The organism is Streptosporangium sp. NPDC023825 (assembly GCF_040639575.1).
GTDB lineage: Bacteria > Actinomycetota > Actinomycetes > Streptosporangiales > Streptosporangiaceae > Streptosporangium.
The window spans coordinates 31,075-53,538 of the sequence record NZ_JBFAAE010000048.1 but is presented as its reverse complement, the minus strand read 5'-3'; the positions used below and the strand labels follow the sequence as shown (position 1 = coordinate 53,538).

21 protein-coding genes are annotated in these 22,464 nt (G+C 71.1%); 2 read left to right on the top strand and 19 right to left on the bottom strand.

From position 1 onward, the window contains the following. Positions 1–17: 17 nt before the first annotated feature. Positions 18–623: a Uma2 family endonuclease gene (locus tag AB0G15_RS31440; protein ID WP_362846711.1), complete on the top strand. Its 606-nt coding sequence runs from the start codon at positions 18–20 to the stop codon at positions 621–623. A gap of 105 nt (positions 624–728) precedes the next feature. Here AB0G15_RS31440 and AB0G15_RS31435 read toward each other — a convergent pair whose 3' ends face one another. The 17 genes from AB0G15_RS31435 to AB0G15_RS31355 form a co-directional block, all read right to left on the bottom strand. Further along, positions 729–974, bottom strand: coding sequence for a hypothetical protein (locus tag AB0G15_RS31435; RefSeq protein ID WP_362846709.1), 246 nt, complete (start codon positions 972–974; stop codon positions 729–731). Between the two features lie 174 nt (positions 975–1,148). Next, on the bottom strand, positions 1,149–3,728 hold the full coding sequence (locus AB0G15_RS31430) for a phenylalanine--tRNA ligase subunit beta (RefSeq protein WP_362846707.1): 2,580 nt from the start codon (positions 3,726–3,728) through the stop codon (positions 1,149–1,151). Continuing rightward, a complete protein-coding gene (gene pheS / locus AB0G15_RS31425) occupies positions 3,728–4,777 on the bottom strand; it encodes a phenylalanine--tRNA ligase subunit alpha (RefSeq protein WP_362846735.1) in 1,050 nt (349 codons plus the stop codon). Before pheS ends, AB0G15_RS31430 begins: the two co-directional genes overlap by 1 nt. A gap of 121 nt (positions 4,778–4,898) precedes the next feature. After that, positions 4,899–5,981, bottom strand: a complete 1,083-nt coding sequence (locus AB0G15_RS31420) for an ATP-binding protein (RefSeq protein ID WP_362675531.1) — start codon at positions 5,979–5,981, stop codon at positions 4,899–4,901. A 79-nt stretch (positions 5,982–6,060) separates the two neighbouring features. Further along, positions 6,061–6,876 (bottom strand): RNA methyltransferase, encoded by an 816-nt coding sequence (locus AB0G15_RS31415; protein ID WP_362846705.1) that lies wholly within the window; start codon positions 6,874–6,876, stop codon positions 6,061–6,063. A gap of 72 nt (positions 6,877–6,948) precedes the next feature. Then, on the bottom strand, positions 6,949–7,332 hold the full coding sequence (gene rplT, locus AB0G15_RS31410) for a 50S ribosomal protein L20 (RefSeq protein WP_012892552.1): 384 nt from the start codon (positions 7,330–7,332) through the stop codon (positions 6,949–6,951). A gap of 24 nt (positions 7,333–7,356) precedes the next feature. Beyond that, positions 7,357–7,551, bottom strand: a complete 195-nt coding sequence (rpmI, locus tag AB0G15_RS31405) for a 50S ribosomal protein L35 (protein WP_030920046.1) — start codon at positions 7,549–7,551, stop codon at positions 7,357–7,359. A gap of 130 nt (positions 7,552–7,681) precedes the next feature. Continuing rightward, positions 7,682–8,335 carry a translation initiation factor IF-3 gene (gene infC / locus AB0G15_RS31400; protein WP_362677869.1) on the bottom strand — a complete coding sequence of 218 codons (654 nt, stop codon included), beginning with the start codon at positions 8,333–8,335 and terminating at the stop codon, positions 7,682–7,684. 332 nt (positions 8,336–8,667) lie between these two features. Then, positions 8,668–9,492, bottom strand: a complete 825-nt coding sequence (locus tag AB0G15_RS31395; RefSeq protein WP_362846733.1) for a shikimate dehydrogenase — start codon at positions 9,490–9,492, stop codon at positions 8,668–8,670. After that, positions 9,489–10,661 (bottom strand): endolytic transglycosylase MltG, encoded by a 1,173-nt coding sequence (gene mltG / locus AB0G15_RS31390; RefSeq protein ID WP_362846703.1) that lies wholly within the window; start codon positions 10,659–10,661, stop codon positions 9,489–9,491. Before mltG (AB0G15_RS31390) ends, AB0G15_RS31395 begins: the two co-directional genes overlap by 4 nt. Positions 10,662–10,824: 163 nt before the next feature. Beyond that, the gene (gene mltG, locus AB0G15_RS31385) at positions 10,825–11,859 is read right to left on the bottom strand and encodes an endolytic transglycosylase MltG (protein WP_362846701.1); all 1,035 of its coding nucleotides are present in this window, start codon (positions 11,857–11,859) and stop codon (positions 10,825–10,827) included. Then, positions 11,856–12,356: a Holliday junction resolvase RuvX gene (gene ruvX / locus AB0G15_RS31380; protein ID WP_362846699.1), complete on the bottom strand. Its 501-nt coding sequence runs from the start codon at positions 12,354–12,356 to the stop codon at positions 11,856–11,858. The genes mltG (AB0G15_RS31385) and ruvX overlap by 4 nt, the downstream gene beginning before the upstream one ends. 52 nt (positions 12,357–12,408) lie before the next feature. Further along, positions 12,409–15,078: an alanine--tRNA ligase gene (gene alaS / locus AB0G15_RS31375; RefSeq protein WP_362846697.1), complete on the bottom strand. Its 2,670-nt coding sequence runs from the start codon at positions 15,076–15,078 to the stop codon at positions 12,409–12,411. 1 nt (position 15,079) lies between these two features. After that, a complete protein-coding gene (locus AB0G15_RS31370) occupies positions 15,080–15,334 on the bottom strand; it encodes a hypothetical protein (protein WP_362846695.1) in 255 nt (84 codons plus the stop codon). Next, positions 15,331–15,723 carry a DUF948 domain-containing protein gene (locus AB0G15_RS31365; protein WP_362846693.1) on the bottom strand — a complete coding sequence of 131 codons (393 nt, stop codon included), beginning with the start codon at positions 15,721–15,723 and terminating at the stop codon, positions 15,331–15,333. The genes AB0G15_RS31370 and AB0G15_RS31365 overlap by 4 nt, the downstream gene beginning before the upstream one ends. Before the next feature lie 195 nt (positions 15,724–15,918). Further along, complete coding sequence (locus tag AB0G15_RS31360; RefSeq protein WP_362846691.1) at positions 15,919–17,229, bottom strand: replication-associated recombination protein A; 1,311 nt, start codon at positions 17,227–17,229, stop codon at positions 15,919–15,921. Positions 17,230–17,312: 83 nt separating this feature from the next. Further along, positions 17,313–17,774, bottom strand: a complete 462-nt coding sequence (locus AB0G15_RS31355; protein ID WP_362846690.1) for a hypothetical protein — start codon at positions 17,772–17,774, stop codon at positions 17,313–17,315. Positions 17,775–17,974: 200 nt separating this feature from the next. Between AB0G15_RS31355 and AB0G15_RS31350 the strand changes: the two genes are divergently transcribed. Beyond that, positions 17,975–18,862: a peptidylprolyl isomerase gene (locus AB0G15_RS31350; RefSeq protein ID WP_362846688.1), complete on the top strand. Its 888-nt coding sequence runs from the start codon at positions 17,975–17,977 to the stop codon at positions 18,860–18,862. A 600-nt stretch (positions 18,863–19,462) separates the two neighbouring features. Here AB0G15_RS31350 and aspS read toward each other — a convergent pair. Together aspS and hisS are read right to left on the bottom strand one after the other, a co-directional pair. After that, entirely contained in the window at positions 19,463–21,199 is a 1,737-nt protein-coding gene (aspS, locus tag AB0G15_RS31345) for an aspartate--tRNA ligase (protein ID WP_362846686.1), read from the bottom strand. Beyond that, the gene (gene hisS, locus AB0G15_RS31340; RefSeq protein WP_362846684.1) at positions 21,196–22,461 is read right to left on the bottom strand and encodes a histidine--tRNA ligase; all 1,266 of its coding nucleotides are present in this window, start codon (positions 22,459–22,461) and stop codon (positions 21,196–21,198) included. The genes aspS and hisS overlap by 4 nt, the downstream gene beginning before the upstream one ends. Positions 22,462–22,464 lie beyond the last annotated feature (3 nt).

The window sequence follows — 22,464 nt, the reverse complement described above, 5'->3', positions numbered from 1 at the left end:
ATTGCTACTCTGAGGACATGACGGTCGACGTACGGAGCCCCGAGATGACGGAGTCCTCGCTGCCCGACTGGGCGTTTCCCCCGCCGGAGGGGTTCGTCGCGGAAGATCTCGATCGCATTCCGCAATTGCCCGCACACACAGAGTTAATCGATGGAAGCCTTGTCTTCGTGAGTCCTCAGGCTTCTTTTCACATGCGAGCGGTGGATCTACTGGTCGATGCTCTCCGCCATGCCGCGCCCGCCGATCTTCGAGCGCGCCGGGAGATGAGCGTCGTGCTGGGTACACGGCAGCGGCCCGAGCCCGACATAAGTGTCATCCACGCCTCTGCCGAGCACAGCCCGGAGCAGACCTTCTACCGGGCCGAGGACGTCGTGCTGGCCGTGGAGGTCATCTCCCCCGACTCCAGGACGCGCGACCGCGACCGCAAGCCGGTGCTGTACGCCGAAGCCGGCATCGCGCACTTCTGGCTGGTCGAGAACCAGTCGGGAAAGCCCGCGATCTACGTCTACGAGCTCGACCCGGTCGCCAAAACCTACGTTCTCACCGGCATCCACCACGACCGGCTCAAGATCTCGGCGCCGTTCGACATCGACATCGACCTGACGGGGATCGACCGGCTCTGAGGCCCGGTCTCGCGCGGCGCTCACCGCCCGGGCACCTCCAGACGCCCCGCCGCCCGTCACGGACCTCGCCTCCCCTCGCGGAAGTCCGCAGGACGAGGCCGCGTCTCACCCGTGCTCGCGCCAGCCGTCATACTCCTCGGCCAGCGCCTCCAGGCGGGCCACGCCCTCCGGCGGCAACATCCCGGAGGGATCCTCGACCACCACCAGCCACTGGGCGTCCTCGGCGTCGTCCTCGCCCGCGAGGGTCTCCCTGACCACCGCGGGCATGCCGATCACCGGAAACTCCCCGGCCACGGTCTCGGCGACCTCCTCGGCGTCGTCGCGCTCGGCGAACACCAGCAGATGCCTCATCGTCCCCTCCCGGGGAAAGGCTCTTCTCCGCTCCGGGCGAGCGATCCGCCCTGAGCGACCGGCGGGTACGTCATCGTCGCCTCCTGATGGAGAATCACCCGGGACGCGAACGATCCCGGCCCGGTACGGCGAAAAAAGGGGCCCGGGACGCGCCCCGGGCCCCTCGTGAACCGGTCAGACGCCGCGCTGCCGCGCCCCGGTGCGCTCCCCGGCCAGGGCCACGGCCGCGTCGCGGGCCGCGGTGGTCTCCTCCACGGTGAGCGTCCGGTCGGGCGCCCGGAAGCGCAGCGAGTAGGCGAGGGACTTCCCGCCTTCGCGGACCTGGGTGCCGGTGTAGACGTCGAACAGCCGGATCGACTCCAGCAGCGGGCCCGCGCCCTCGCGCAGCGCCGCCTCCACGGCGGCCACCGGGGTGGCCGCGTCGACGATGAGCGCGACGTCCTGGCCCGCGACGGGGTACGCGGAGATCGCCGGGGCCTGCGGCGGACCCGCGGTCAGCGGCTCCAGCCGGGTCAGCTCCAGCTCCATCGCGCAGGTGCGCGGGGGCAGGCCGTAGGCCTCGACGACGCGCGGGTGCAGCTCACCGGCGTGGCCGACGAGCACGTCACCGGCGTACAGCGCGGCGCAGCGGCCCGGATGCCAGGGCTCGTGCCGGTCCGCGCGGACATCGAGGGTGACTCCGGCCTCGGCGGCCACCACCCGGGCCGCTTCGACGGCGTCCGCCCAGCCGGCCGCCCGGCCCTTGCCCCACCAGCCGGACGGCTCGAGCTCCCCGGCCAGCACCGCCCCGACCCGGAGCGGCTGGGCGGGCAGCGCGGACTCGATCGAGGCGAGCTCCTCCGGGCTCGGCCTGCGGTCGACGCCCAGCACGGGAGCGACGGCGGGCGCGTCGGCCGAGGGCCGGTAGACCAGGCCCGCCTCGAACAGCGCCACGTCGCCGAAGCCCCGGCCCACGTTGCGGACCAGCGTCTTGAGCAGGCCGGGCAGCAGGGTCGTCCGCATCAGCGGCTCGTCCTCGCTGAGCGGGTTCGCCAGCCGTACGGCCAGGCGGCGCGCGTCGTCGGCGGGCAGCTGCAGGTTGTCGAAGTCGCGCTCCCCGTTGAACGGGTAGGCGAGGATCTCGACGTAGCCCGCGGCGGCCAGGGCGCGGCCGACCCGGCGGCGCAGGCGCTGGCTCTCGGTGAGACCGGCGCCCGCGGGGGCGGCCGGCAGGATCGAGGGCAGGTTCTCGTAGCCCTCCAGCCTGATGACCTCCTCGGCGAGGTCGTTCGGGTCGGTCAGGTCGGGCCGCCACGAGGGCGGGGTGACCGCCAGCATGTCGTCACCGGTGACCGTGAGCCTCGCGGCGATCCCGGCGGAGGCCGGGTCGCCGGTGGCCACAGTGCCGGTCGCGGTGCCGCCGGCCGTGCCGCCCGTCACCGGGCCGGTCGCGGTGGTGCTCTCGACCGTGCAGCCGACCTGCTCCAGGCGGCGGATCACCGTCTCGCGGTCGTAGGCGGTGCCCGCGACCCTGCCGGGGTAGCCGCTCGGGATGGCGACGCGGACCGGCTCGACCTCCACCTCGGCGTGGGTGACGCCCGGCTGGATCGTGCCGCCGCCGAGCTCGGCCAGCAACCGGGCCGCGCGCCAGGAGGCGTACAGGGGCAGCTCCCTGTCGACGCCCCGCTCGAAGCGCTTGGAGGCCTCGCTGACCAGGTTGTGCCGGCGCGACATGCGCGCGGTGCCGCTGGCGGAGAAGTGGGCCGCCTCGATCACGATGTCGGCGGAGGCGTCGGAGATCTCGGTGTGCAGGCCGCCCATGGTGCCGGCCATCGAGATCGCGCCCGACCCGTCGGTGATCAGGATGTCGTCCGGGTGGAGCTTGCGGACCACGTGGTCCAGCGTCTCCAGCGTCTCGCCCGGCTCGGCCCTGCGCACCACGATCTCGCCGGTCAGCTTGGCCGCGTCGAAGGCGTGCAGCGGCTGGCCGAGCTCCAGCATGACGTAGTTGGTGACGTCGACGGCGAGCGAGACCGGGCGCATGCCGGCGCGGGAGAGCCGCGCGCGCATCCACAGCGGGCTCGGCGCCGACGGGTCGAACCCGCGGATCTCACGGAGCACGAAGCGGTCGCAGGCCGACGGGTCGGCGATCGAGGCCGGGTAGGACGGGCCCGTCGCGGTGGGCGGGGAGACGTCGGCGGGGTCGATGAACGCCGAGCCGAAGGCGGTGGCGGCCTCGCGGGCCACCCCCCGGATGGAGAGGGCGTAGCCGATGTCCGGGGTGATCTCCAGCTCGATCACGTCGTCACGCAGGCCGAGAAGCTCGACCACGTCCGCGCCGATCGGGGTGCCGCCGGGCAGCACGAGGATGCCGGGCGACGACTCGGCCACGCCGAGCTCCGCCTCCGAGCAGATCATGCCGTCGGACAGCCGCCCGTAGGTCTTGCGCGAGGCGATCTCGAACCCGCCGGGCAGCACGGCGCCGGGCAGCGCGACCGGGACACGGTCGCCGGCCTCGAAGTTGGTCGCGCCGCAGACGATCTCGCGCGGCGCGGCCTCCCCCACCTCGACCTGGCAGTGGCGGATGGGCTTCTTGAACCCCTCCAGCGTCTCGATGGAGATCACCTCGCCCACGACGACGTTCTTGATGTCGTGGCCGTAGGAGGTGACGGACTCGAGCTTGAGCCCGGCGGCGGTGAGCTTCTCGGCGATCTCGTGCGCCGTGACGGCGGGGAGATCGACGTACTCCCGCAGCCATGAAAGCGGGACCTTCATCAGACCTCCATTCCGAAGGGAAGGGTGAAGCGGACGTCTCCCTCGACCATGTCGCGCATGTCCTCGGCGTTGTGACGGAACATCAGGGTGCGCTCGACGCCCATGCCGAAGGCGAAGCCGCTGTAGCGGGCGGGGTCGACGCCGCAGGCGATGAGCACCCGCGGATTGACCATGCCGCAGCCGCCCCACTCGATCCAGCCCTCCGACTTGCAGGTGCGGCAGGGCGGGTTGCCGGGCACCGCGGAGGCGCCGCGGCAGACGAAGCACTTCAGGTCCATCTCGGCGGAGGGCTCGGTGAACGGGAAGTAGTTGGGCCGGAACCGGGTGGTGATGCCCTCGCCGAACATGACCTCGGCGAACCGGTCGAGGGTGCCCTTGAGATGGGCCATGGTCAGGCCCTCGTCGATCGCCAGCCCCTCGACCTGGTGGAAGACGGGGGTGTGCGTGGCGTCGAGCTCGTCGGTGCGGAACACCTTGCCCGGCGAGATCACGTAGACCGGGAGCTCCCTGCTGAGCAGCGCCCGGATCTGGACCGGGGAGGTCTGGGTGCGCAGCACCTTGCCGGAGTCGACGGACTCCACGAAGAAGGTGTCGTGCTCCGAGCGCGCCGGGTGGTCGGCGGAGATGTTCAGCGCGTCGAAGTTGAACCACTCCCCCTCCAGCTCGGGGCCTTCCGCCACCTCGTAGCCCATCGCGACGAAGGCGTCGGCGATGCGCTCCTGGAGGGTGGTCAGCGGATGCCTGGCGCCGCGGGGGGTGCGGGCGGAGGGCAGCGTGACGTCGACGGTCTCCTCGACGAGGACCCGCTCGTCGCGCTCGGCCTCCAGCTGTGCCTGCCGCTCGGCGAGGGCGTCGGCGATCGCCTTGCGGGCGCCGCCGATGCGCTTGCCCGCCTCGGAGCGGGCCGCCGGGGGCAGAGCCCCGATCTCGCGGTTGGCCAGGGCGATCGGTGAGCGGTCACCGGCGTGCGCGAGGCGCACCTGCTTGAGTTCTTCGAGGTCGCGCGCCGCCTTGACGGCGTCGAGCGCTTCGGCCTGCATGCGCGCCATCTCGTCGGCGTGCAGCGGGGTCACCTCGACCGGGTCGTAGTTTGACAAGAGAGAGCTCCGAATCCAGGGCTTGAGCGGCCATGAGTCTAGTCGGATGAGCCCACCGGGCCGACATTCGCGATCAGACGAAGTCGGGGGTGCCGGTGGGCACCATAAATCGAAACTCGGCGCCGCCCTCGGGCCCGCGCTGCACGGAGATGGTGCCGCCGTGCGCCTCGATCAGCCCCTTGACGATGAACAGGCCGAGCCCGGTGCCGCCGCGGCGGCGGGCGTTGCCCCGCCAGAACTGCCGGAAGACGCGCGTGACCAGCTCGGGCGGGATGCCCTCCCCCTGGTCGCGGACGGACACGGTCACTCCCCATTCGCTCGGCTCGACGACTATTGTCACCGTACCGCGCCCGTGACGCACCGCGTTTTCCATCAGGTTGGCGAGCACCTGGTCGATCTTGTCCTGGTCGAGCCAGGTCTCGGGCAGCTCGCCGCGAACCTGGAGCACGAAGCGGTCCTCCGGCTCGCCCGCGGCCACCCGTCCCGCGATGATCCTTGCGACCCTGGCCGGGACGTCGACCACCTGGCGGTGGATCTCCAGCCGCCCCGACTCGATGCGCGAGACGTCGAGCAGCTCGGTGATCAGCCGGGTCACCCGGTCGGCGTCGGCGTTGACGGTCTCCAGCATGACGAGCTTCTGGTCGTCGGTGAAGCGGGTCCACTTGGCCAGCAGGGTCGCGGTGAAACCCTTGACGCTGGTCAGCGGGGAGCGGAGCTCATGGGCGACGGTGGAGACCAGGTCGGCGCGGCTGCGCTCCAGGCGGGCGCGGGCCCCGGCGTCGCGCAACGTGATGACCACCCGGACGACCTCTCCGCCCCGCCGCGGCTCGCGCACCAGCCGGGCGGCCACCAGCAGTTCCTGGCCGCCGGGGGTGCGCAGCGGCAGCTCGGGATGGCGGGCGCGGCTGGAAAGCCCGCCGTAGGTGTCGAGCCACTTCCACCAGTCGCGCCCGTCGTGGTCGCGGAAGGAGAACACGTCGCGCAGGTGCCGCCCGACGGCCCGCTCGCGGGTGACGCCGGTCAGCAGGGCCGCGGCCCGGTTGACGGTCAGCACGTGGCCGTCACCGTCGGTGACCACGAGGCCGTCGGGAAGCTCGTCGACGTCGATCACAGAAGCGGCATCGGTGCTCCGCTCGCCGGTGTGTTCGCCGTGCACGACCCCGCCTCCTCGACGCTACATGGCCGACAATAGCGGGTTTCCCGCACCGTACGGCAGCCTCGCCGGGCGGGGAGCCTCACCTGGAGCCGGGACCGGTGCGCTGAGAACGGGCAGATGCGTACAGACAGACCGCGGCGGCGGTCGCGAGGTTCAGGCTCTCGGCCCGTCCGTAGATGGGAACCCTGACGACCTCGTCGGCCAGCTTCAGGATCTCCTCGGGAAGCCCCCACGCCTCGTTGCCGAAGATCCAGGCCGTCGGCCCGGACAGGTCCACGTCGTCCAGGGTCTGCTTGCCCGCGCCGTCGGCGGCGAGCACCCGGAGCCCGGCCCCCTTCAGGTGCTCCACGGCCCGCGCCACCGGGACGCCCGTGCTGACCGGAAGGTGGAACAGGCTGCCCGCGCTGGCCCGCACGCACTTGCCGTTGTAGGGGTCGACCGAGGCGTCGGTGAAGACGACGGAGTCGGCGCCCGCGGCGTCGGCCGTACGCAGCACGGTGCCCGCGTTGCCGGGGTCGCGGACGTGGGCCAGCACCGCCACCAGCGCGGAGCCGGAGACGACGGAGGCGTCCAGGGGCACGTGCACGAAGCGGCACACGGCCAGCAGCCCCTGGGGGGTGACGGTCTGGGCCAGCTCGGCCATGACCTCGCCGCTGGCCCGGTGGACGGGTACTCCCGCGGCGGTGGCGGCGGCGACGACGTCGGCGTGACGCAGCTCGGCCTCGGCCGTGGCGAAAAGCTCCACCACGACGCCGTCCAGCGCCAGCGCCTCGCGGACCGCCTGCGGCCCCTCTGCCAGGAAGGAACGGTCGCGGTCCCTGAAGGCCCGCTTCGTCAGCCTCCGCGCGGCCTTGACCCGCGGCGACTTGATGTTGGTCAGCTCAGACCCGGCCATGCCCGTCCCCCAAGAATGCGAATGCGGCCCGCAGCGTGATCGCTGCGGGCCGCATGGTCGTCAGTGCCTCGCTCAGCCGGCGACCGGCGCGTTCACGTCGGCCGGGAGCGCCTTCTTGGCGGCCTCGACCAGCGTCGCGAACGTGGCGGCGTCGTTGACCGCGAGGTCGGCGAGGATCTTGCGGTCGACCTCGATGGAGGCGAGCCGCAGGCCCTGGATGAGCCTGTTGTAGGTGATGCCGTTCTGGCGGGCAGCGGCGTTGATGCGCTGGATCCAGAGACGGCGGAAGGTGCCCTTGCGGTCCTTGCGGTCGCGGTAGGCGTACGTCATCGAGTGGAGCATCTGCTCCTTGGCCTTGCGGTACAGCCTGGATCGCTGACCCCGGTAGCCCTTCGCCCGCTCGAGAACGACCTTGCGCTTCTTCTTGGCGTTGATCGCCCGCTTCACGCGTGCCATGTGTATCTATCTCCCCGGGGGCGGTTACTTAGCGAGCAGCTTCTTGATCTTCTTGGAGTCGGCGTCGGAGAGCACGACCTCGGGCTTGAGACGACGCGTCAAGGTGGACGGCTTGTGCTCGTTGTAGTGCGCACGGTTGGCGCGACGGCGCACAAGCTTGCCGGAACCCGTGAGCCTGAACCGCTTCTTCGCACCGCTGTGCGTCTTCATCTTCGGCATCTCAGCCGTCTCTCCCTCGATCGTGCCGATGTCCCGGGCCGGTAACCCAAGTCAAGGGCGTGCCTGACTACGAGACCGGACCCGGTCTCGGACTGATCTCGCGACTACCTGACGATCCAGGCTATGCGAGTTACTCCTGCGGAGCCGCCACCGCTCCGCTGACGGACACCTCGTCGTTGACGCGCGTCTCGTCGGCGGCCGGTGACCCGTCACCCGAAGGGTTCTCGTCATGCCGCGCCTTGGCCGCCGCCTTCTCGGCCTTGGCCTCGGCCTTCTTCTTGTGCGGGCCGATCACCATGATCATGTTTCGGCCGTCCTGCTTGGGCTGGGACTCGACGAAGCCGAGCTCCGTCACGTCCTCGGCCAGCCGCTGCAGGAGCCGGAAGCCCAGCTCGGGCCGGGACTGCTCCCGACCGCGGAACATGATGGTGACCTTGACCTTGTCGCCGGCCTTGAGGAACCGCACCACGTGACCCTTCTTGGTCTCGTAGTCGTGCGGGTCGATCTTCGGCCGAAGCTTGATCTCCTTGATGATGGTGTACGCCTGGTTACGACGCGCCTCACGTGCCTTCATCGCGGACTCGTACTTGAACTTGCCGTAGTCCATGAGCTTGCACACTGGCGGGCGGGCCGTTGCCGCGACCTCGACCAGGTCGAGGTCGGATTCTTGAGCCAGCTTCAAGGCATCGCCGATGGAGACGATGCCCACCTGCTCGCCGTTCGGGCCGACGAGGCGGACCTCGGGCACGCGAATGCGGTCATTGATGCGGGGCTCGGCGCTGATGGGGCCTCCTAGGTTGCGATCCGCGGCCTCCGGGAGGAGGCCGCAACATGCTCGATCGTGCCGGGAGGTCGTAGAACGCACACCCTGTTGAGGGCGTTCGAACGCAAGATGCCCCGCACGTCACGCATGCGGGGCCACATGAACTCGAAGGCTTCACGCCGTAAGCTCTCCGGGGATTCACCCCCGGTTGTGATCCTGACCTGTCAGCCTTGCGGCCGACGAGGTGGGAGGACGACCTCCGCTTGCGCGTCCAGCAGGCACGCCGGACCGATCGAGTCGTTACTCTACCACAACAGCGTGTTCACACAGAATCATCCCGGCCCCGGCGGCGGTCACCCCGCCGGGGCGGCACGCCTGACGATCTCGGCCTTTCCCGCCTCGCGCATCGCCTCCACCGGCACGTCCGCGCGGCCCGTCATCATCTCGACCTGCCGGACCGCCTGGTGCAGGAGCATCGGGAAGCCGCCGACGACGATCCCGCCCCGCTCTGCCACGGCCGCGGCCGGCCGGGTGGGCCAGGGCGCGTAGACCACGTCGAGGAGGGCGGGCACACCCGCCAGCGTCCCGGCGAAGGCGTCGGCCGCGCCGGAGGGCAGGGTCGAGACGACCAGGTCGACCTCCAACGCGGTCTCGAGCTTGTCGAGGGTCCGTACCGACAGGTCCATGCCCAGCCGCTCGGCGACCTCCGCGGTCTCCCACGCCCTGGCGGGGTCGCGGACCACGAGGATCGCCTCGCCGAGGCCGACTTCGCGCAGGGCCGCCAGCGCGGAGGCCGCCGTGGCGCCGCCGCCCAGGACGGTCGCCGCCCGCGGCGCGGCCACGCCCGCCTCGGCGAGCGCCTGGACGATGCCGTAGACGTCGGTGTTGTCCCCGTGCCTGGCGCCGTCGCGCAGGATCACCGTGTTGGCCCCGCCCACCTGGACCGCGAGCTCGGACACGGTGTCGAGCAGCGGCATCACCGCCCGCTTGAGCGGCATCGTGAGCGAGAGCCCCGCCCAGTCGCCGTCCAGCCCGTCGAGAAGGCCGGGGAGACCGGCCTCGTCGCACTCGATCGCCTCGTAGCGCCAGTCGTGCAGCCCCATGCCCTCGTGGGCGGCGCGGTGCAGGTGCGGGGAGAGCGAGTGGACGATCGGCGATCCCAGGACCGCCGCCCTCAGCACCCGTTCACCTTGTTCCTCTCGTATTCCTGCTTGAGCGCGAAGAAGTCCGACTCCACCGAGGCGAACTTGGTGATGCGCTTGCCCGGGCAGGTGGTGACGAAGTAGAGCCAGTCGCCCTTGGTGGGGTTGAGCGCCGCCTGGATGGCGTCGTCGCCCGGGTTGGCGATCGGCCCGGGGGGCAGGCCCGCGAACTTGTAGGTGTTGTAGCGCGAGGTGCTCTCGAGGTCCTTGTGGGAGGCCTCGATGCCGACCTTGTTCAGCGCGTACATCACCGTGCTGTCCATCGCCAGGTTGAGCGGCGGATCGCGGTCGAGCCGGTTGAAGATGACGCGGGCCACCTTGCCCATGTCCTCTTCGGTGCCCGACTCGGCCTGGACGATGCTGGCGATCGTCATGATCTCGTGCGGGGTGTGCCCGAGGGCCTTGGCCTTGCTCTTGAGGTCGTCCTTGGTGGCGGTCTCGTTGAAGCGGTCGACCATCTTGGTCAGGATCTCCGAGGCCGTCATCTTGGGCGTGAACTCGTAGGTGGCCGGGAAGGCGTACCCTTCCAGCTTGCCCCCGGCGTAGGAGGGCAGGCCGAGCTCGCGGACGTTCCTGGCGGCCTGCTGGAACTCCCGCAGCGGCTTGCCCGTCTGCTTGGCGAGCCGCTGGAGGGTGACGCTCAGGCGCAGCCCCTCCTCAAGGGTGATCTTCTCCCGCAGCCGCTTGTCCGGGTCGAGGAGCTTGACGGCCTCCGCAGCCGCCATCTGCTTGCGCATGGTGTACTCGCCCGGCTGCAGGGAGGCGCTCTTGCCCGCCGCGCCGACGGCGTTGACGAAGGCCTTGACGCTCTTCACCACGTCCTGCTCCTGCAGGGTCTGCGCGATGTCGGAGGCGCTCTGGCCGTCCTTGATCTCCACGACGATCTCGCCCGACCCCTGGCCGGTGTAGTCGTCGGGGGTCATCACGTCGCGGACCCAGGTGTAGCCGTAGAAGCCGGCGGCGCCGATGCCGCCGAGCAGGATGATGACCGCGAGCATGGGGGCGACGAAGCCGCCCCGGTTGCGGCGGCGCTTCCTGCGGCGTCCGCGCCGGCCGGAGTCACGGCCTGGGGACGTGTTGGATCCTCGGCGCGGCCGACCTTCGTCGTCGGAACCGACCAGGAAGTCCATATCGAGATCGTTCATAGCGTCGCTGGCCAATCTCCCGCTAGAGACGACCTGGCGTCAAGCGGGTGTGCCGAACCGAAGGAGGGCACCCGGCCGGACGTCCCGGTGCTCCGGGAGCCGTCGTCTGAACCGCGGGTGCGGGTCGCCGCCTGCGGCGGAACCGGGGGTATTCCGCCGGGCATCAACGCTTCCCGAGGTATCTGTTCAGCTCTTCCCGGTATCTCACAAACTCACTCTCTTTGTCAGTGAATTTCGTGATTCTATGCTCCGGATCGGTAGTGACAAACCAGAACCAATCACCTTGATCTGGCTGGAGTGCCGCGATCAACGCCTTCTCCCCGGGGTTCGCGATGGGCCCGGGCGGCAGGCCGGGCCTGAGGTAGGTGTTGTACGGAGACCTCACCTCTGTGTCCCTCTCCGAAACCTCCAGGGTCCTGCGCCCCTGTGCGTACAGCACCGTGGTGTCCAGCTGGAGCGGCGTCCGGGCCCTGATCCGGTTGTAGATTACCCTAGCGATCTTCGGGTAGTCCGGGTCCCGCCCGCCCTCCGCCTGGACGATGCTCGCCACCGTGACGGCCTCCCGGGGCGACAGGCCTTTCTTCGCGGCCCGTTTCCTGAGGTTTAGCTGGGCCGCCGCCTGCTTGTAACGTTCCACCATCGCGGCGAGCAGGGCCGGAGCGGTCGTGCCCGGCTCGATCTCGTAGGTGGCGGGGAACAGGAAGCCCTCGGCGTTCCCGGCGTACCGGGGCAGGCCCAGCGCCCGCCCGTCGGCCGCGGCCCTGACCAGGTCGGCCCGGCGCATGCCGGTCGCCTCGGCGAGCCGGTCGAGCAGCTCGGGCAGGCGGAGCCCTTCGGGAACGGTGACCGTGCGGACCACCCGCGACCCGGGCGCCACCAGCATGCCGAGCGCCGAGCGGGCGTCCATGCCCCTGCGGAGCCTGAAACGGCCGGGGGGCAGGGTGCCCGCCCTGGACTGCTCCTTCGCCGCCGTGACGAACGCCCCGGCACTGGCCACCACCCCGGCGTCGGCCAGCACCAGCCCGATCTGGCTCGCGCTCGCCCCCCGGGGGATCTCGACGACGACCGTGCCCGAACCCGGTCCCTCGAAGTCGGCGGGCATGAGATAGGGGCGGATCACGAGGAACCCGGCTGTCCCGGTGGCGGCGAGCACGGACGTCCCGGCCACCCACAGCCATACCGGCCGCAGGCGGCTCACCGAACGGTCCCGCCGCCCGGCCGCTCGGCGTTCCCCCCTCCCGGGGGAGGTCCGGCGGGAACCCCGGGAGGCCTGCCGGTGGCGCGTTCGGCGTCCAGCGCGGCTTGGAGCAGCACGATGGCGGCCGCCTGGTCCACCACGCCACGCTGGTTCTTCGCCTTCACCCCGCTGGCCCGCAGGCCCTGCTGGGCGGTGACGGTGGTCAGCCGCTCGTCGAACAGCCGCACCGGGACGGGTGCCAGCCGCAGCGAGATCCGGTTCGCGAAGTCGCGGGCGGCCTCCGCCGCCTGCCCCTCGCGCCCGGAGAGCGAGGTCGGCAGGCCGACCACCACCTCGACGACCTCGTACTCGGCCGCGATCTCCGCGAGCCGGTCGAGGTCGCCCTTACCGCGCCGGACGGTCTCCACCGGCGTGGCCAGCAACCCCGAGGGGTCGCTGCGGGCCACGCCGATGCGGACCGAGCCGACGTCGACGCCCAGCCGAATGCCGTTTCTCATCGTTCCCGTTTCCGCCCGCGCGCCGGACGCGGCGCGAGGGCGTCCTTCCTCGTCAGGTGAGCGTCTGCGCGATCGCCTGCTCGACGGCGGCGAGCGCCTCGCCGATCGCCTCGGGACGCACCCCGCCTCCCTGAGCGACGTCGTCCTTGCCGCCACCGCCACCTCCGAGAGCCTTCGCGGCGACACCGACCAGGCGGCCCGCCTTCAGGCCCCGGCCTCGCCCCGCCTCGTTGACCGCGGCCACCACGACCGGCCGGTCACCGGGGACACCGGCGACGACGACCACCGCGGCGCGATCACCCGGGAACCGGCCGCGCACGTCGAGCGCGAGCTTACGCAGGTCGTCGGGGGAGGTGCCATCAGGCGCGCGGTGCGTCACGACGGACACTCCGTGCAGGTCGACGGCACTTTCCGCCATCTGCCCCGCACCGGCGAGCACCTGGGCCGAGCGCAGCGCGCCCAGCTCCTTCTCCGCGGTGCGCAACCGGGTGACGATGCCCTCGATGCGCTCGGGCAGCTCCTCCCTGCGGGCCTTGAGCTGCTCCGACAGCTGGGCGACGAGCACGCTCTCCCTGGCCAGGAAGCGGAACGCGTCGAGGCCGACCAGGGCCTCCACGCGGCGCACGCCCGCGCCGATCGAGGCCTCGCCCAGCACCTTGACCAGGCCCAGCTGCCCGGAGCTGGCGACGTGGGTGCCGCCGCAGAGCTCGCGGGAGTACTCGCCGACCTCGACGATGCGGACGGTGTCGCCGTACTTCTCGCCGAACAGGGCGAGGGCGCCCATCGCGCGGGCCTCCGCCTGGGAGGTGTGGAAGGCGTTGACCCGCAGGTCGTTGATGAGGACGGCGTTGACCTCGTCCTCGACGTCGCGCAGCACGCTCGGCGGCACGGCGCCCGCGGCGGTGAAGTCGAAGCGGAAGCGACCCGGCGAGTTCTCGGAACCGGCCTGCGCCGCGGTCTCGCCCAGCGCGTTGCGGAAGCCCCGGTGCACCAGGTGGGTGGCGGTGTGGCTGCGGGAGATGGCCCGGCGCCGCTCGACGTCGATCTCGGCCTGGGCCTGGTCGCCCACCCTGATCTCCCCAGAGCGGACCTTGCCCCGGTGCACGACGACGCCGGGGACCGGGGACTGCACGTCCACGATCTCCACCTCGGCCCCGCCGGTGCGGATGACGCCCTGGTCGGAGAGCTGGCCGCCGCCCTCGGCGTAGAAGGGGGTGCGGCCCAGCACGACCTCGACCGAGGTGCCCGCGCCCGCCGCGGGCACGGAGGCGCCGTCGACGAGCAGGCCGACGACCTCGGCCTCGGCCGTCACGTGGTCGTAGCCGAGGAACTCGACCTTGCCGGTCTTCTCCAGGAGCGTGCCGAAGATCGAGATGTCGGCGTTGCCGGTCTTCTTGGAGGCGGCGTCGGCCTTGGCGAGGTCCTTCTGCTCCTTCATCAGCCGGCGGAAGCCCTCCTCGTCGACCTGCAGCCCCTGCTCGGAGGCCATCTCCAGGGTGAGGTCGATCGGGAAGCCGTAGGTGTCGTGGAGCTGGAAGGCCTGGGCGGCGGCGAGCGTGGCCCGCCCCTTGCGCTTGGTCTCCTCGGCCGCCACGTCGAAGATCGCACTGCCGGTGCGGAGGGTGCGCAGGAAGGACTCCTCCTCGGCGTCGATGACGCCGTGGATCTGCGGGGCGTCGGACCTGAGCTCGGCGTACTGCTCGCCCATCACGTCGACGGTCACGGCGGTGAGCTCGTGCATGTAGCGCTCCTCGCCCGCGCCCAGCAGGCGCAGGTTGCGGATGGCGCGGCGCAGGATGCGGCGCAGCACGTAGCCCCGGCCCTCGTTGGAGGGCAGCACCCCGTCGGCGACGAGCATCACGCCGGTCCTGACGTGGTCGGCGATCACCCGCAGCGACACGTCGGCGCGCTCGTCGCGGCCGTAGCGCGTCTTGGTGAGGTCGGCGGCCCGGTCGAGGATCTTGTACGTGGTGTCGATCTCGTAGATGTTGTCGACGCCCTGCAGGATCGCCGCCATGCGCTCCAGGCCCATGCCCGTGTCGACGCTCTTGGCGGGCAGCTCACCGGCGATGTCGAAGTCGATCTTGCTGCGTACCGCGCTGAGCTGGTACTGCATGAAGACGTTGTTCCACACCTCGAGGTAGCGGTTCTCGTCGGCGATCGGGCCGCCCTCGCGCCCGTACTCGGGGCCGCGGTCGTAGTAGATCTCGCTGCACGGGCCGCCGGGGCCCGGCACGCCCATGTGCCAGTAGTTGTCGGCCAGGTCGCGGCGCTGGATGCGCTCCTGCGGCACCCCGGCCTTGCGCCAGATGTCGGCGGCCTCGTCGTCGTCGAGGTAGACGGTGGCCCAGAGGCGCTCCTCGGGGAAGCCGAACCCACCCTCGGACTCGGGCCTGGTCAGCAACTCCCAGGCGAACGGGATCGCCTGCTCCTTGAAGTAGTCGCCGAAGGAGAAGTTGCCGAGCATCTGGAAGAAGCTGGCGTGCCTGGTCGTCTTGCCGACCTCGTCGATGTCGAGGGTCCGCACGACCTTCTGCGCGCTGGTGGCCCGCTTGTAGGGCGGCTTCTGCTGGCCCAGGAAGTAGGGCTTGAAGGGCACCATGCCCGCGTTGACCAGAAGCAGCGTCGGGTCCTCGGCGATGAGGCTGGCCGAGGGCACAACGGTGTGCCCACGCTCCTCGAAGAAGCGCAGGAAGCGGCGGGCGATCTCTGCCGACTCCATGTCAGCGGCCATCCTTTACGTTGGAGTGATAGGGGTTTTCCACGGTGTCGAGCCCGAACCTGGACCGCAACTCGATTTCCCGTTCGGCGGCGCCCCGCAGGGCGTCGGCGGCGAGGTCGCGTGCCTGCTCCAGGGCGCCGGCGGCGTTGTGCGCGGCCCTCCTGGCCAGGTGGTTCGGGTGCAGTGCCTGAAGCTTACGCATGACCCACACCGCGCCGAACGCGCCCAGCCCCATGTAGAACAGCCTGCGGATCATCGCGGACGCCTCTCCAGAGCCTGCGCGGCGGGCCTGGCCCGCCTGCGGGAGCCCAGGGCCCTGCGGACGCCGTGGGTGAGGGCCGCGACCTTGATCATCGGCCCGGTGACCAGGTTCTGGGTGACGTCGCTGACCTTGGCCACGTGCCCGCTGACCTGCTTGACGTCGCGGGTGATGGCCTCGATCGCGACCAGCTGCCGGTTGGTCTCGCCGACGGCGGCCGAGACGTCCTCCAGCAGCGGCACGACGCGGTCGCCCAGCTGGGAGACCATCTTGGTGGTCTCGGTGAGCAGCCGGGCCAGCCTGACCATGACGACGGCCGTGAAGGAGACCAGGATCGCCCAGGCCATCGCGGCGATCAGCCCCGCGACCTCTCCTGCGGTAAGCATCTGCGGACCCGCTCCCCTCATAGGTTCATAGGTGGCCCCGGCCATGGTCGGGCGGATTGCAAAACCCTATCGTGCCCGGTACCACTCATCCCCGCTTACCGCGCGCCCCCGGGCGCGGGGACCACTCGTACCGGGCCGGGATCGTTCGCGTCCCTGGTGACACGCGCCCCCGGGCGCGGGGACCACTCCCCGCGGCTACTCCCCGCGCAGGAACGCGCGGATCCTGGACCAGCGGTCGGCGATACCCGCCTCGGCGCCGTGCCGGGTGGGCTGGTAGTAGCGCCGCTCCCTGAGCTCCTCGGGGGCGTACTCCTGGCGTACCAGGCCGTGCTCGAACTCGTGGGGGTACTTGTAACCCCTGCCGTGGCCTAGCTGCTTGGCCCCGGCGTAGTGGGCGTCGCGCAGATGGTTGGGGACGTGACCGATGTTGCCGCGCCGCACGTCCTCGGCGGCCGCGCCGATGGCGTTGATCACCGCGTTGGACTTCGGCGCCAGCGCGCAGTGGATGACGGCCTGGGCCAGGTTGAGCCGCCCCTCGGGCAGGCCGATGAACTCCACCGCCTGGGCGGCGGCCACCGCGACCTGCAGGCAGGTGGGGTCGGCCATGCCGACGTCCTCCGAGGCGAAGATGACGATCCTGCGGGCGATGAACCGGGGGTCCTCCCCCGCCTCGATCATCCGGGCGAGGTAGTGCAGCGCGGCGTCGGCGTCGGATCCCCGCATGCTCTTGATGAAACCGCTGATCACGTCGTAGTGCTGGTCGCCCTGGCGGTCGTAGCGCACGGCCGCCTTGTCCACCGCCCGCTCCACCACCTCGACGGTGACCTCGCCGTCGGCGATCAGCGCGGCGGCCTCCAGGTAGGTGAGCGACCTGCGGGCGTCTCCACCGGCCAGCCGCACCAGGTGCTCGGCGGCCTCCGGCGCCAGGCTCACCCTCCCGTCCAGGCCGCGAGGGTCGGTGACGGCTCGCTCCAGCACCACCCGAATGTCGTCCTCCGACAGCGACTCCAGGGTCAGCAGCAGCGAGCGCGACAGCAGGGGCGAGATGACGGAGAAGAAGGGGTTCTCGGTGGTGGCGCCGATGAAGGTGACCCAGCGGTTCTCCACGGCGGGCAGCAGGGCGTCCTGCTGCGCCTTGTTGAAGCGGTGCACCTCGTCGACGAACAGGACGGTCTGGCGGCCGGACATGCCCAGCTCGCGCCGGGCCTGCTCGATGGCCGCGCGGACCTCCTTGACGCCCGCCGACACCGCGGAGACCTCCACGAACCGGCGCTTGGTGACGCCCGCCACCACGTAGGCGAGGGTGGTCTTACCGGTGCCCGGAGGGCCCCAGAGGAACAGCGACATCGGCGCCTCGGCCTCGACGAGGCGGCGCAACGGCGTGCCGGGGCCCAGCAGGTGCCGCTGGCCGATCACCTCGTCCAGGCTCCGGGGGCGCATCCGCACCGCCAGGGGCTCCTGGCCGCGATGGGCCTCCTCCGCCGCCGAGTCGAACAGGCTGTCCACGCCTGAGACAGTACCGCCGTCCGGCGGCGTGCCGGACGCCCGTGGCGTTCGGGCGCCGTGCGAGGAGCGGGGACCGCAGGGGCTCAGCTTCCCCAGACCGCGACGGCTCCGCTGTGCCCGCTCCGTACCACGTAGTAGAGCGCCACGACGGCAAGGACCACGGTCAGCGCCGAGACCGCCAGCCCGGCCGGGCGGCCGAACCTGTCGCCGCGGGTGACGTGGACGAGGGCCAGCGAGACCACTCCGAGGGCGAGGGTGACCAGCAGCAAAGGGGTGGCGAAGCCCGCGTGCTCGGCGATGCGCTCGCCGAGCTGTCCCTCGACGGAGGCGAAGCGGTCCTCCTCCAGCGCCTCCCCGCTCTGCCGCGCCGCGAAGACGCTCACCGGCACGACCGGGGCGAGCCCGACCACGGCCCAGGTGAGCACGGGCCGCGTGCGCGGCACCAGCGCGTACGTGGCGGCGAGCACCGCCAGGAGCGGCGCCAGGACCACGGCCGCGTGAACGATCAGGGGGTGAAGGGGGAGACCGAGGATCTCGTCGAACATGGGGGCGCTCCGGTGGTACGTGGTTCATCATCAGCAAGTACGGATCCCACCATGGGCGGGTTATGGGGAGTGTGAAGAGATCCCCCCTTCCTCTCTGTCCCCATCTGATGAATTCCTCCACTTACGTACAGCACATGTTGGGGCCGGTACTCTTTTCGCCAGCCCGTAACCATGGAACATCAATCTTGGAGGACATAGCGGTGAGCGCCGAGGACCGCCAGAGCCAGCTGGCTCGGGAACACAAAGAGCGGCAGGCGAAGCGTGCCGAGCAGGCGAGCGCGTCGAAGCGCAACGTCGTCATCGGAGCCGTCGCCGCGGTGGTCGTCGTCGCGGGGGGACTGTTCGCCGGGGTCACCCTCCTTGGAAACGACGGTGACAACGTGAAGGCCCAGAACGCCGCCACCAGTTCACCGGTTCCCTCGGAGACCGCGGCCGCGACGCCGGAGCCGACTTTCACGGCCGATCCGACCAGCACGAAGTGCTCCTATCGTAAGGACACCAGCGGCAGCCCGGCGAAGAACGTGGGCATGCCGCCCACCAAGCCCAACCTGAAGCTGAAGACCATGACGATCACCACCAACCACGGTGACGTCGTGATCGACCTGGCGACCGCGCAGGCCCCCTGCACGGTCAACTCCTTCGCGTTCCTGGCCAGGAAGAACTTCTTCGACAACACCAAGTGCCACCGCCTGGCCACCCCCGAGAACTCCGGCCTGAGCCTGCTGCAGTGCGGCGACCCCCAGGCCAAGGCCGACGGGAAGAACCGGACCGACGGCCAGGGCAGCTCGGGCTACGTCTACGACAGCGAGAACCTCGGCGGGATCCCGTACACCAAGGGCACGGTCGCGGTGGCCCAGGCCGTCGACGCCGTCAACCAGAACGGCAGCCAGTTCTGGATCTCGCTCGGGAACGAGACCGAGCAGGTGGAGAAGGCCTACACGCCTTTCGGCGTCGTCTCCCAGGGCATGGAGATCCTTGAGGAGATCTCCAAGGGCGGGTGGATCAGCAACCCCGAGGACATCACCGGTGACGGTGGTTCCAACGCCCCCAAGATCCCGGTGATCATCAAGAACGTGCGGCTCTCCTAGCCGGAACCGCGGCGGCCCGCCGCCGCAGGACGCCCCGCCGGTCGGACGACCGGCGGGGCGTTTTCGCGTCCGCGTCCCGGACACCCCGGACACCACCTCCGACACCCGGGACACGCCCGCGCCCCCACGCGCTCGCCCCTGCGCATTCGCACTCGCGCACTCGCGCCGGACCCCGGCCCCGCACATCTCAGAGGTCCCGCACGTCCCAGAGGCTTCGCACATCCCGGACGGGTCCCGCCTCACCCGCCCCGGACGATGCAGACCCCAGCGTGGCCGTGAGCGGGCCGCGACGCCTCCCCGCCCTTGTGGACCCGACGCCCACCGACGGTCGCCCAGGAGGCACGTGAGGGGCACTGAGAGGCACTGTGGGGCACTGCGGGGCACTGCGGGGCACTGCGGGGCACTGCGGGGCATCGAGGGCACTGAGGGCACTGAGGGCACTGAGGGGTACTGCGGGGCACCGCGGGGGTCATCGGCGGCTCACCTCCCGCGAAGCCGGGCCCCGGGCACGGCGAAGGCCCCCGGAACACCGTCCGGGGGCCCTCGTCGCACCTGGTTTACAGCCGGCTCACACCGCCTCACATCCGGGGAGGACCCGGGTCAGGCGTCGGCCTTGGGCCTGCCGTCGACGCCCGCCTCCTTGCGCTGTTCCACCGTGATCGGGGTGGGCGCGCCGGTCAGCGGGTCGAACCCGGAGGCCGTCTTCGGGAAGGCGATGACGTCGCGGATGGAGTCGGTGCCCGCCAGGAGCATGCAGATCCGGTCCCAGCCGTAGGCGATGCCGCCGTGCGGCGGGGGGCCGTACTTGAACGCCTCCAGCAGGAAGCCGAACTTGCTCTCCGCGTCCTCCTTGGAGATGCCCAGCACGTCGAAGACCCGCTGCTGCATCTCGGCCCGGTGGATACGGATCGAGCCGCCGCCGATCTCCATGCCGTTGCAGACCATGTCGTAGGCGTAGGCCAGGGCCTCGCCGGGGTGGTCCTGGAAGGTGTCGGCCCACTCGGGCTTGGGACCGGTGAAGGGGTGGTGGACCGCGGTCCAGCCGCCCTCGCCGTCCTCCTCGAACATGGGGGCGTCGACGACCCACAGGAAGTTCCAGGCCGACTCGTCGATCAGGCCGCAGCGACGGCCGATCTCCAGTCGGGCCGCACCGAGCAGGTCGCGGGAGGCGGAGGCGGCGCCGGCCGCGAAGAAGATCGCGTCACCGGGGGCCGCGCCGACCTTGGCGGCCAGGCCGGACGACTCGGTCTCCGACAGGTTCTTGGCGACCGGCCCGCCGAGCGTGCCGTCCTCGCCCACCAGCACGTAGGCCAGGCCCCTGGCGCCGCGCGACTTGGCCCACTCCTGCCAGCCGTCCAGCTCCTTGCGGGTCTGCGAGGCGCCGCCCGGCATGACCACGGCGCCCACGTACGGCGCCTGGAACACCCGGAAGGTGGTGTCGGCGAAGAAGTCCGTCATCTCGACGAGCTCCTGGCCGAAGCGCAGGTCGGGCTTGTCGGAGCCGTAGCGCGCCATGGCGTCCCGGTAGGTCATCCGGGGCAGGGGCGCCGGCAGCTCGTAGCCGACCGTCTCCTTCCAGATGCGGCCGATGAGCCTCTCGCCCAGCGCGATGACGTCGTCCTGGTCCACGAAGGACATCTCGACGTCGATCTGGGTGAACTCCGGCTGCCGGTCGGCGCGCAGGTCCTCGTCGCGGTAGCACTTGGCGAGCTGGTAGTAACGCTCGAGGCCGGCGACCTGGAGAAGCTGCTTGAACAGCTGGGGCGACTGGGGCAGGGCGTACCAGCTGCCCGGCTGGAGCCGGACCGGGACGAGGAAGTCGCGGGCGCCCTCCGGGGTGGAGCGGGTCAGCGTCGGGGTCTCGACGTAGGTGAACCCCTGCTCGTTCATCACCTCGTGGGCGAGGTAGGTGGCCCGGGAGCGGATGCGCATGGCGTGCGCGACCTGCTGGCGGCGGATGTCGAGGTAGCGGTACTTCAGCCGCGCCTCCTCCGAGATGCCCGCGGTGCCCTCGATCGGGAATGGCAGCGGCGCGGACTCGCTGAGCACCTCGACCTCGGAGGCGACGACCTCGATCGCGCCGGTCGGCAGCTCGGGGTTCTCGTTGCCCTCGGGGCGGACCCGCACCTCTCCGACGACCTTGACGCAGTATTCGGCGCGCAGGCCGTGGGCGTCGTCCTCCTCGCGGAAGACCACCTGGGCCGAGCCCGAGGCGTCACGCAGGTCGATGAAGACCACGCCGCCGTGGTCGCGGCGCCGCGCCACCCACCCGGCGAGCGTCACCCGCTGCCCGGTGTGCTCCTCGCGCAGTGATCCCGCTTCGTGCGTGCGGATCATTTGTCCAGTCTCTCCTTCAACATCGTGACGATCTCGGCGAGCGGTACGGCGCTCTGGTCCCCGCTGCCCAGGTCCTTGACCTGGGCGACCCCGGCGGCGATGTCCCGCTCGCCGAGGATCACCGCGTAGCCGGCACCCGAGCGGTCGGCGCCCTTCATGGCGCCCTTGACGCCCTTGCCGCCGAACGACATGTCGGCGGCCAGGCCCGCCCGGCGCAGCTCGGTGACGAGCTGGAACATCCGGCGGCGCGCCTCCTCGCCCAGCGGCACACCGTACACCTGCACGCGCGCCTCGGCGCTCTCGTCCCCGAACAGGCCCTCGGCCTCCATGGCCAGGACCGTGCGGTCGACGCCCAGCGCCCAGCCGACGCTGGGCAGGGCGGGCCCGCCGAGCATCTCGCTCAGCCCGTCGTAGCGGCCCCCGCCCCCCACCGCGGACTGCGAGCCGAGCCCGTCGTGGACGAACTCGAACGTGGTGCGCGTGTAGTAGTCGAGACCGCGGACCAGCCGGGGGTCGTCGGTGTAGGCGACGCCGGAGGCGGTCAGCAGCGCGCGGACCTCCTCGTGGAAGGCCTTGCACGCCTCGCACAGGTGGTCGACGACCAGCGGCGCCCCGGCCAGCTGCGCCTGCACCTCGGGGCGTTTGTCGTCGAGCACGCGCAACGGATTGATCTCGATTCGCTGCCGGGTGGGCTCGTCGAGGTCCAGGCCGCGCAGGAAGTCCTGGAGCGCGGCCCGGTAGACGGGACGGCACTCCCTGTCGCCCAGCGTGTTGATCAGCAGCCGGACCCCGGTGAGCCCCAGGGCGGCGTAGCCGTCGACGGCCAGCAGGATCAGCTCGGCGTCCAGCGCCGGGTCCTCGGAGCCCAGCGCCTCGGCGCCGACCTGCCAGAAGTGGCGGTAGCGGCCCTTCTGGGCCCGCTCGTAGCGGAACTGGCTGCCCGAGTACCAGAGCTTCACCGGCAGCTGCCCGTTGTGCAGGCCGTGCTGCAGGACCGCCCGCACCACCGACGCGGTGCCCTCGGGGCGCAGCGTGATGGAGCGCCCGCCCTTGTCCTCGAAGGTGTACATCTCCTTGGAGACGATGTCGGTCGACTCGCCGACACCGCGCACGAACAGCGCGGTGTCCTCGAAGACCGGGGTCTCGATGTAGCCGTAGCCCGCCCGGCGGGCGGGCGCGGTGAGCGCCTCGCGCACGGCGAGCGCCCGCTCGGAGCGCGGCGGAAGCCAGTCGAAGGTGCCCTTGGGCGCCTGCAAAGTCATTGT

Bases quoted from the DNA above. Each gene is read 5' to 3' on its own strand.
- AB0G15_RS31440 (WP_362846711.1), top strand. From the start codon at position 18: ATGACGGTCGACGTACGGAGCCCCGAGATGACGGAGTCCTCGCTGCCC.
- AB0G15_RS31435 (WP_362846709.1), bottom strand. From the start codon at position 974: ATGAGGCATCTGCTGGTGTTCGCCGAGCGCGACGACGCCGAGGAGGTC.
- AB0G15_RS31430 (WP_362846707.1), bottom strand. From the start codon at position 3,728: ATGAAGGTCCCGCTTTCATGGCTGCGGGAGTACGTCGATCTCCCCGCC.
- pheS (WP_362846735.1), bottom strand. From the start codon at position 4,777: ATGGCGCGCATGCAGGCCGAAGCGCTCGACGCCGTCAAGGCGGCGCGC.
- AB0G15_RS31415 (WP_362846705.1), bottom strand. From the start codon at position 6,876: ATGGCCGGGTCTGAGCTGACCAACATCAAGTCGCCGCGGGTCAAGGCC.
- rplT (WP_012892552.1), bottom strand. From the start codon at position 7,332: ATGGCACGCGTGAAGCGGGCGATCAACGCCAAGAAGAAGCGCAAGGTC.
- rpmI (WP_030920046.1), bottom strand. From the start codon at position 7,551: ATGCCGAAGATGAAGACGCACAGCGGTGCGAAGAAGCGGTTCAGGCTC.
- mltG (WP_362846703.1), bottom strand. From the start codon at position 10,661: ATGAACGATCTCGATATGGACTTCCTGGTCGGTTCCGACGACGAAGGT.
- ruvX (WP_362846699.1), bottom strand. From the start codon at position 12,356: ATGAGAAACGGCATTCGGCTGGGCGTCGACGTCGGCTCGGTCCGCATC.
- alaS (WP_362846697.1), bottom strand. From the start codon at position 15,078: ATGGAGTCGGCAGAGATCGCCCGCCGCTTCCTGCGCTTCTTCGAGGAG.
- AB0G15_RS31370 (WP_362846695.1), bottom strand. From the start codon at position 15,334: ATGATCCGCAGGCTGTTCTACATGGGGCTGGGCGCGTTCGGCGCGGTG.
- AB0G15_RS31365 (WP_362846693.1), bottom strand. From the start codon at position 15,723: ATGCTTACCGCAGGAGAGGTCGCGGGGCTGATCGCCGCGATGGCCTGG.
- AB0G15_RS31355 (WP_362846690.1), bottom strand. From the start codon at position 17,774: ATGTTCGACGAGATCCTCGGTCTCCCCCTTCACCCCCTGATCGTTCAC.
- aspS (WP_362846686.1), bottom strand. From the start codon at position 21,199: ATGATCCGCACGCACGAAGCGGGATCACTGCGCGAGGAGCACACCGGG.
- hisS (WP_362846684.1), bottom strand. From the start codon at position 22,461: ATGACTTTGCAGGCGCCCAAGGGCACCTTCGACTGGCTTCCGCCGCGC.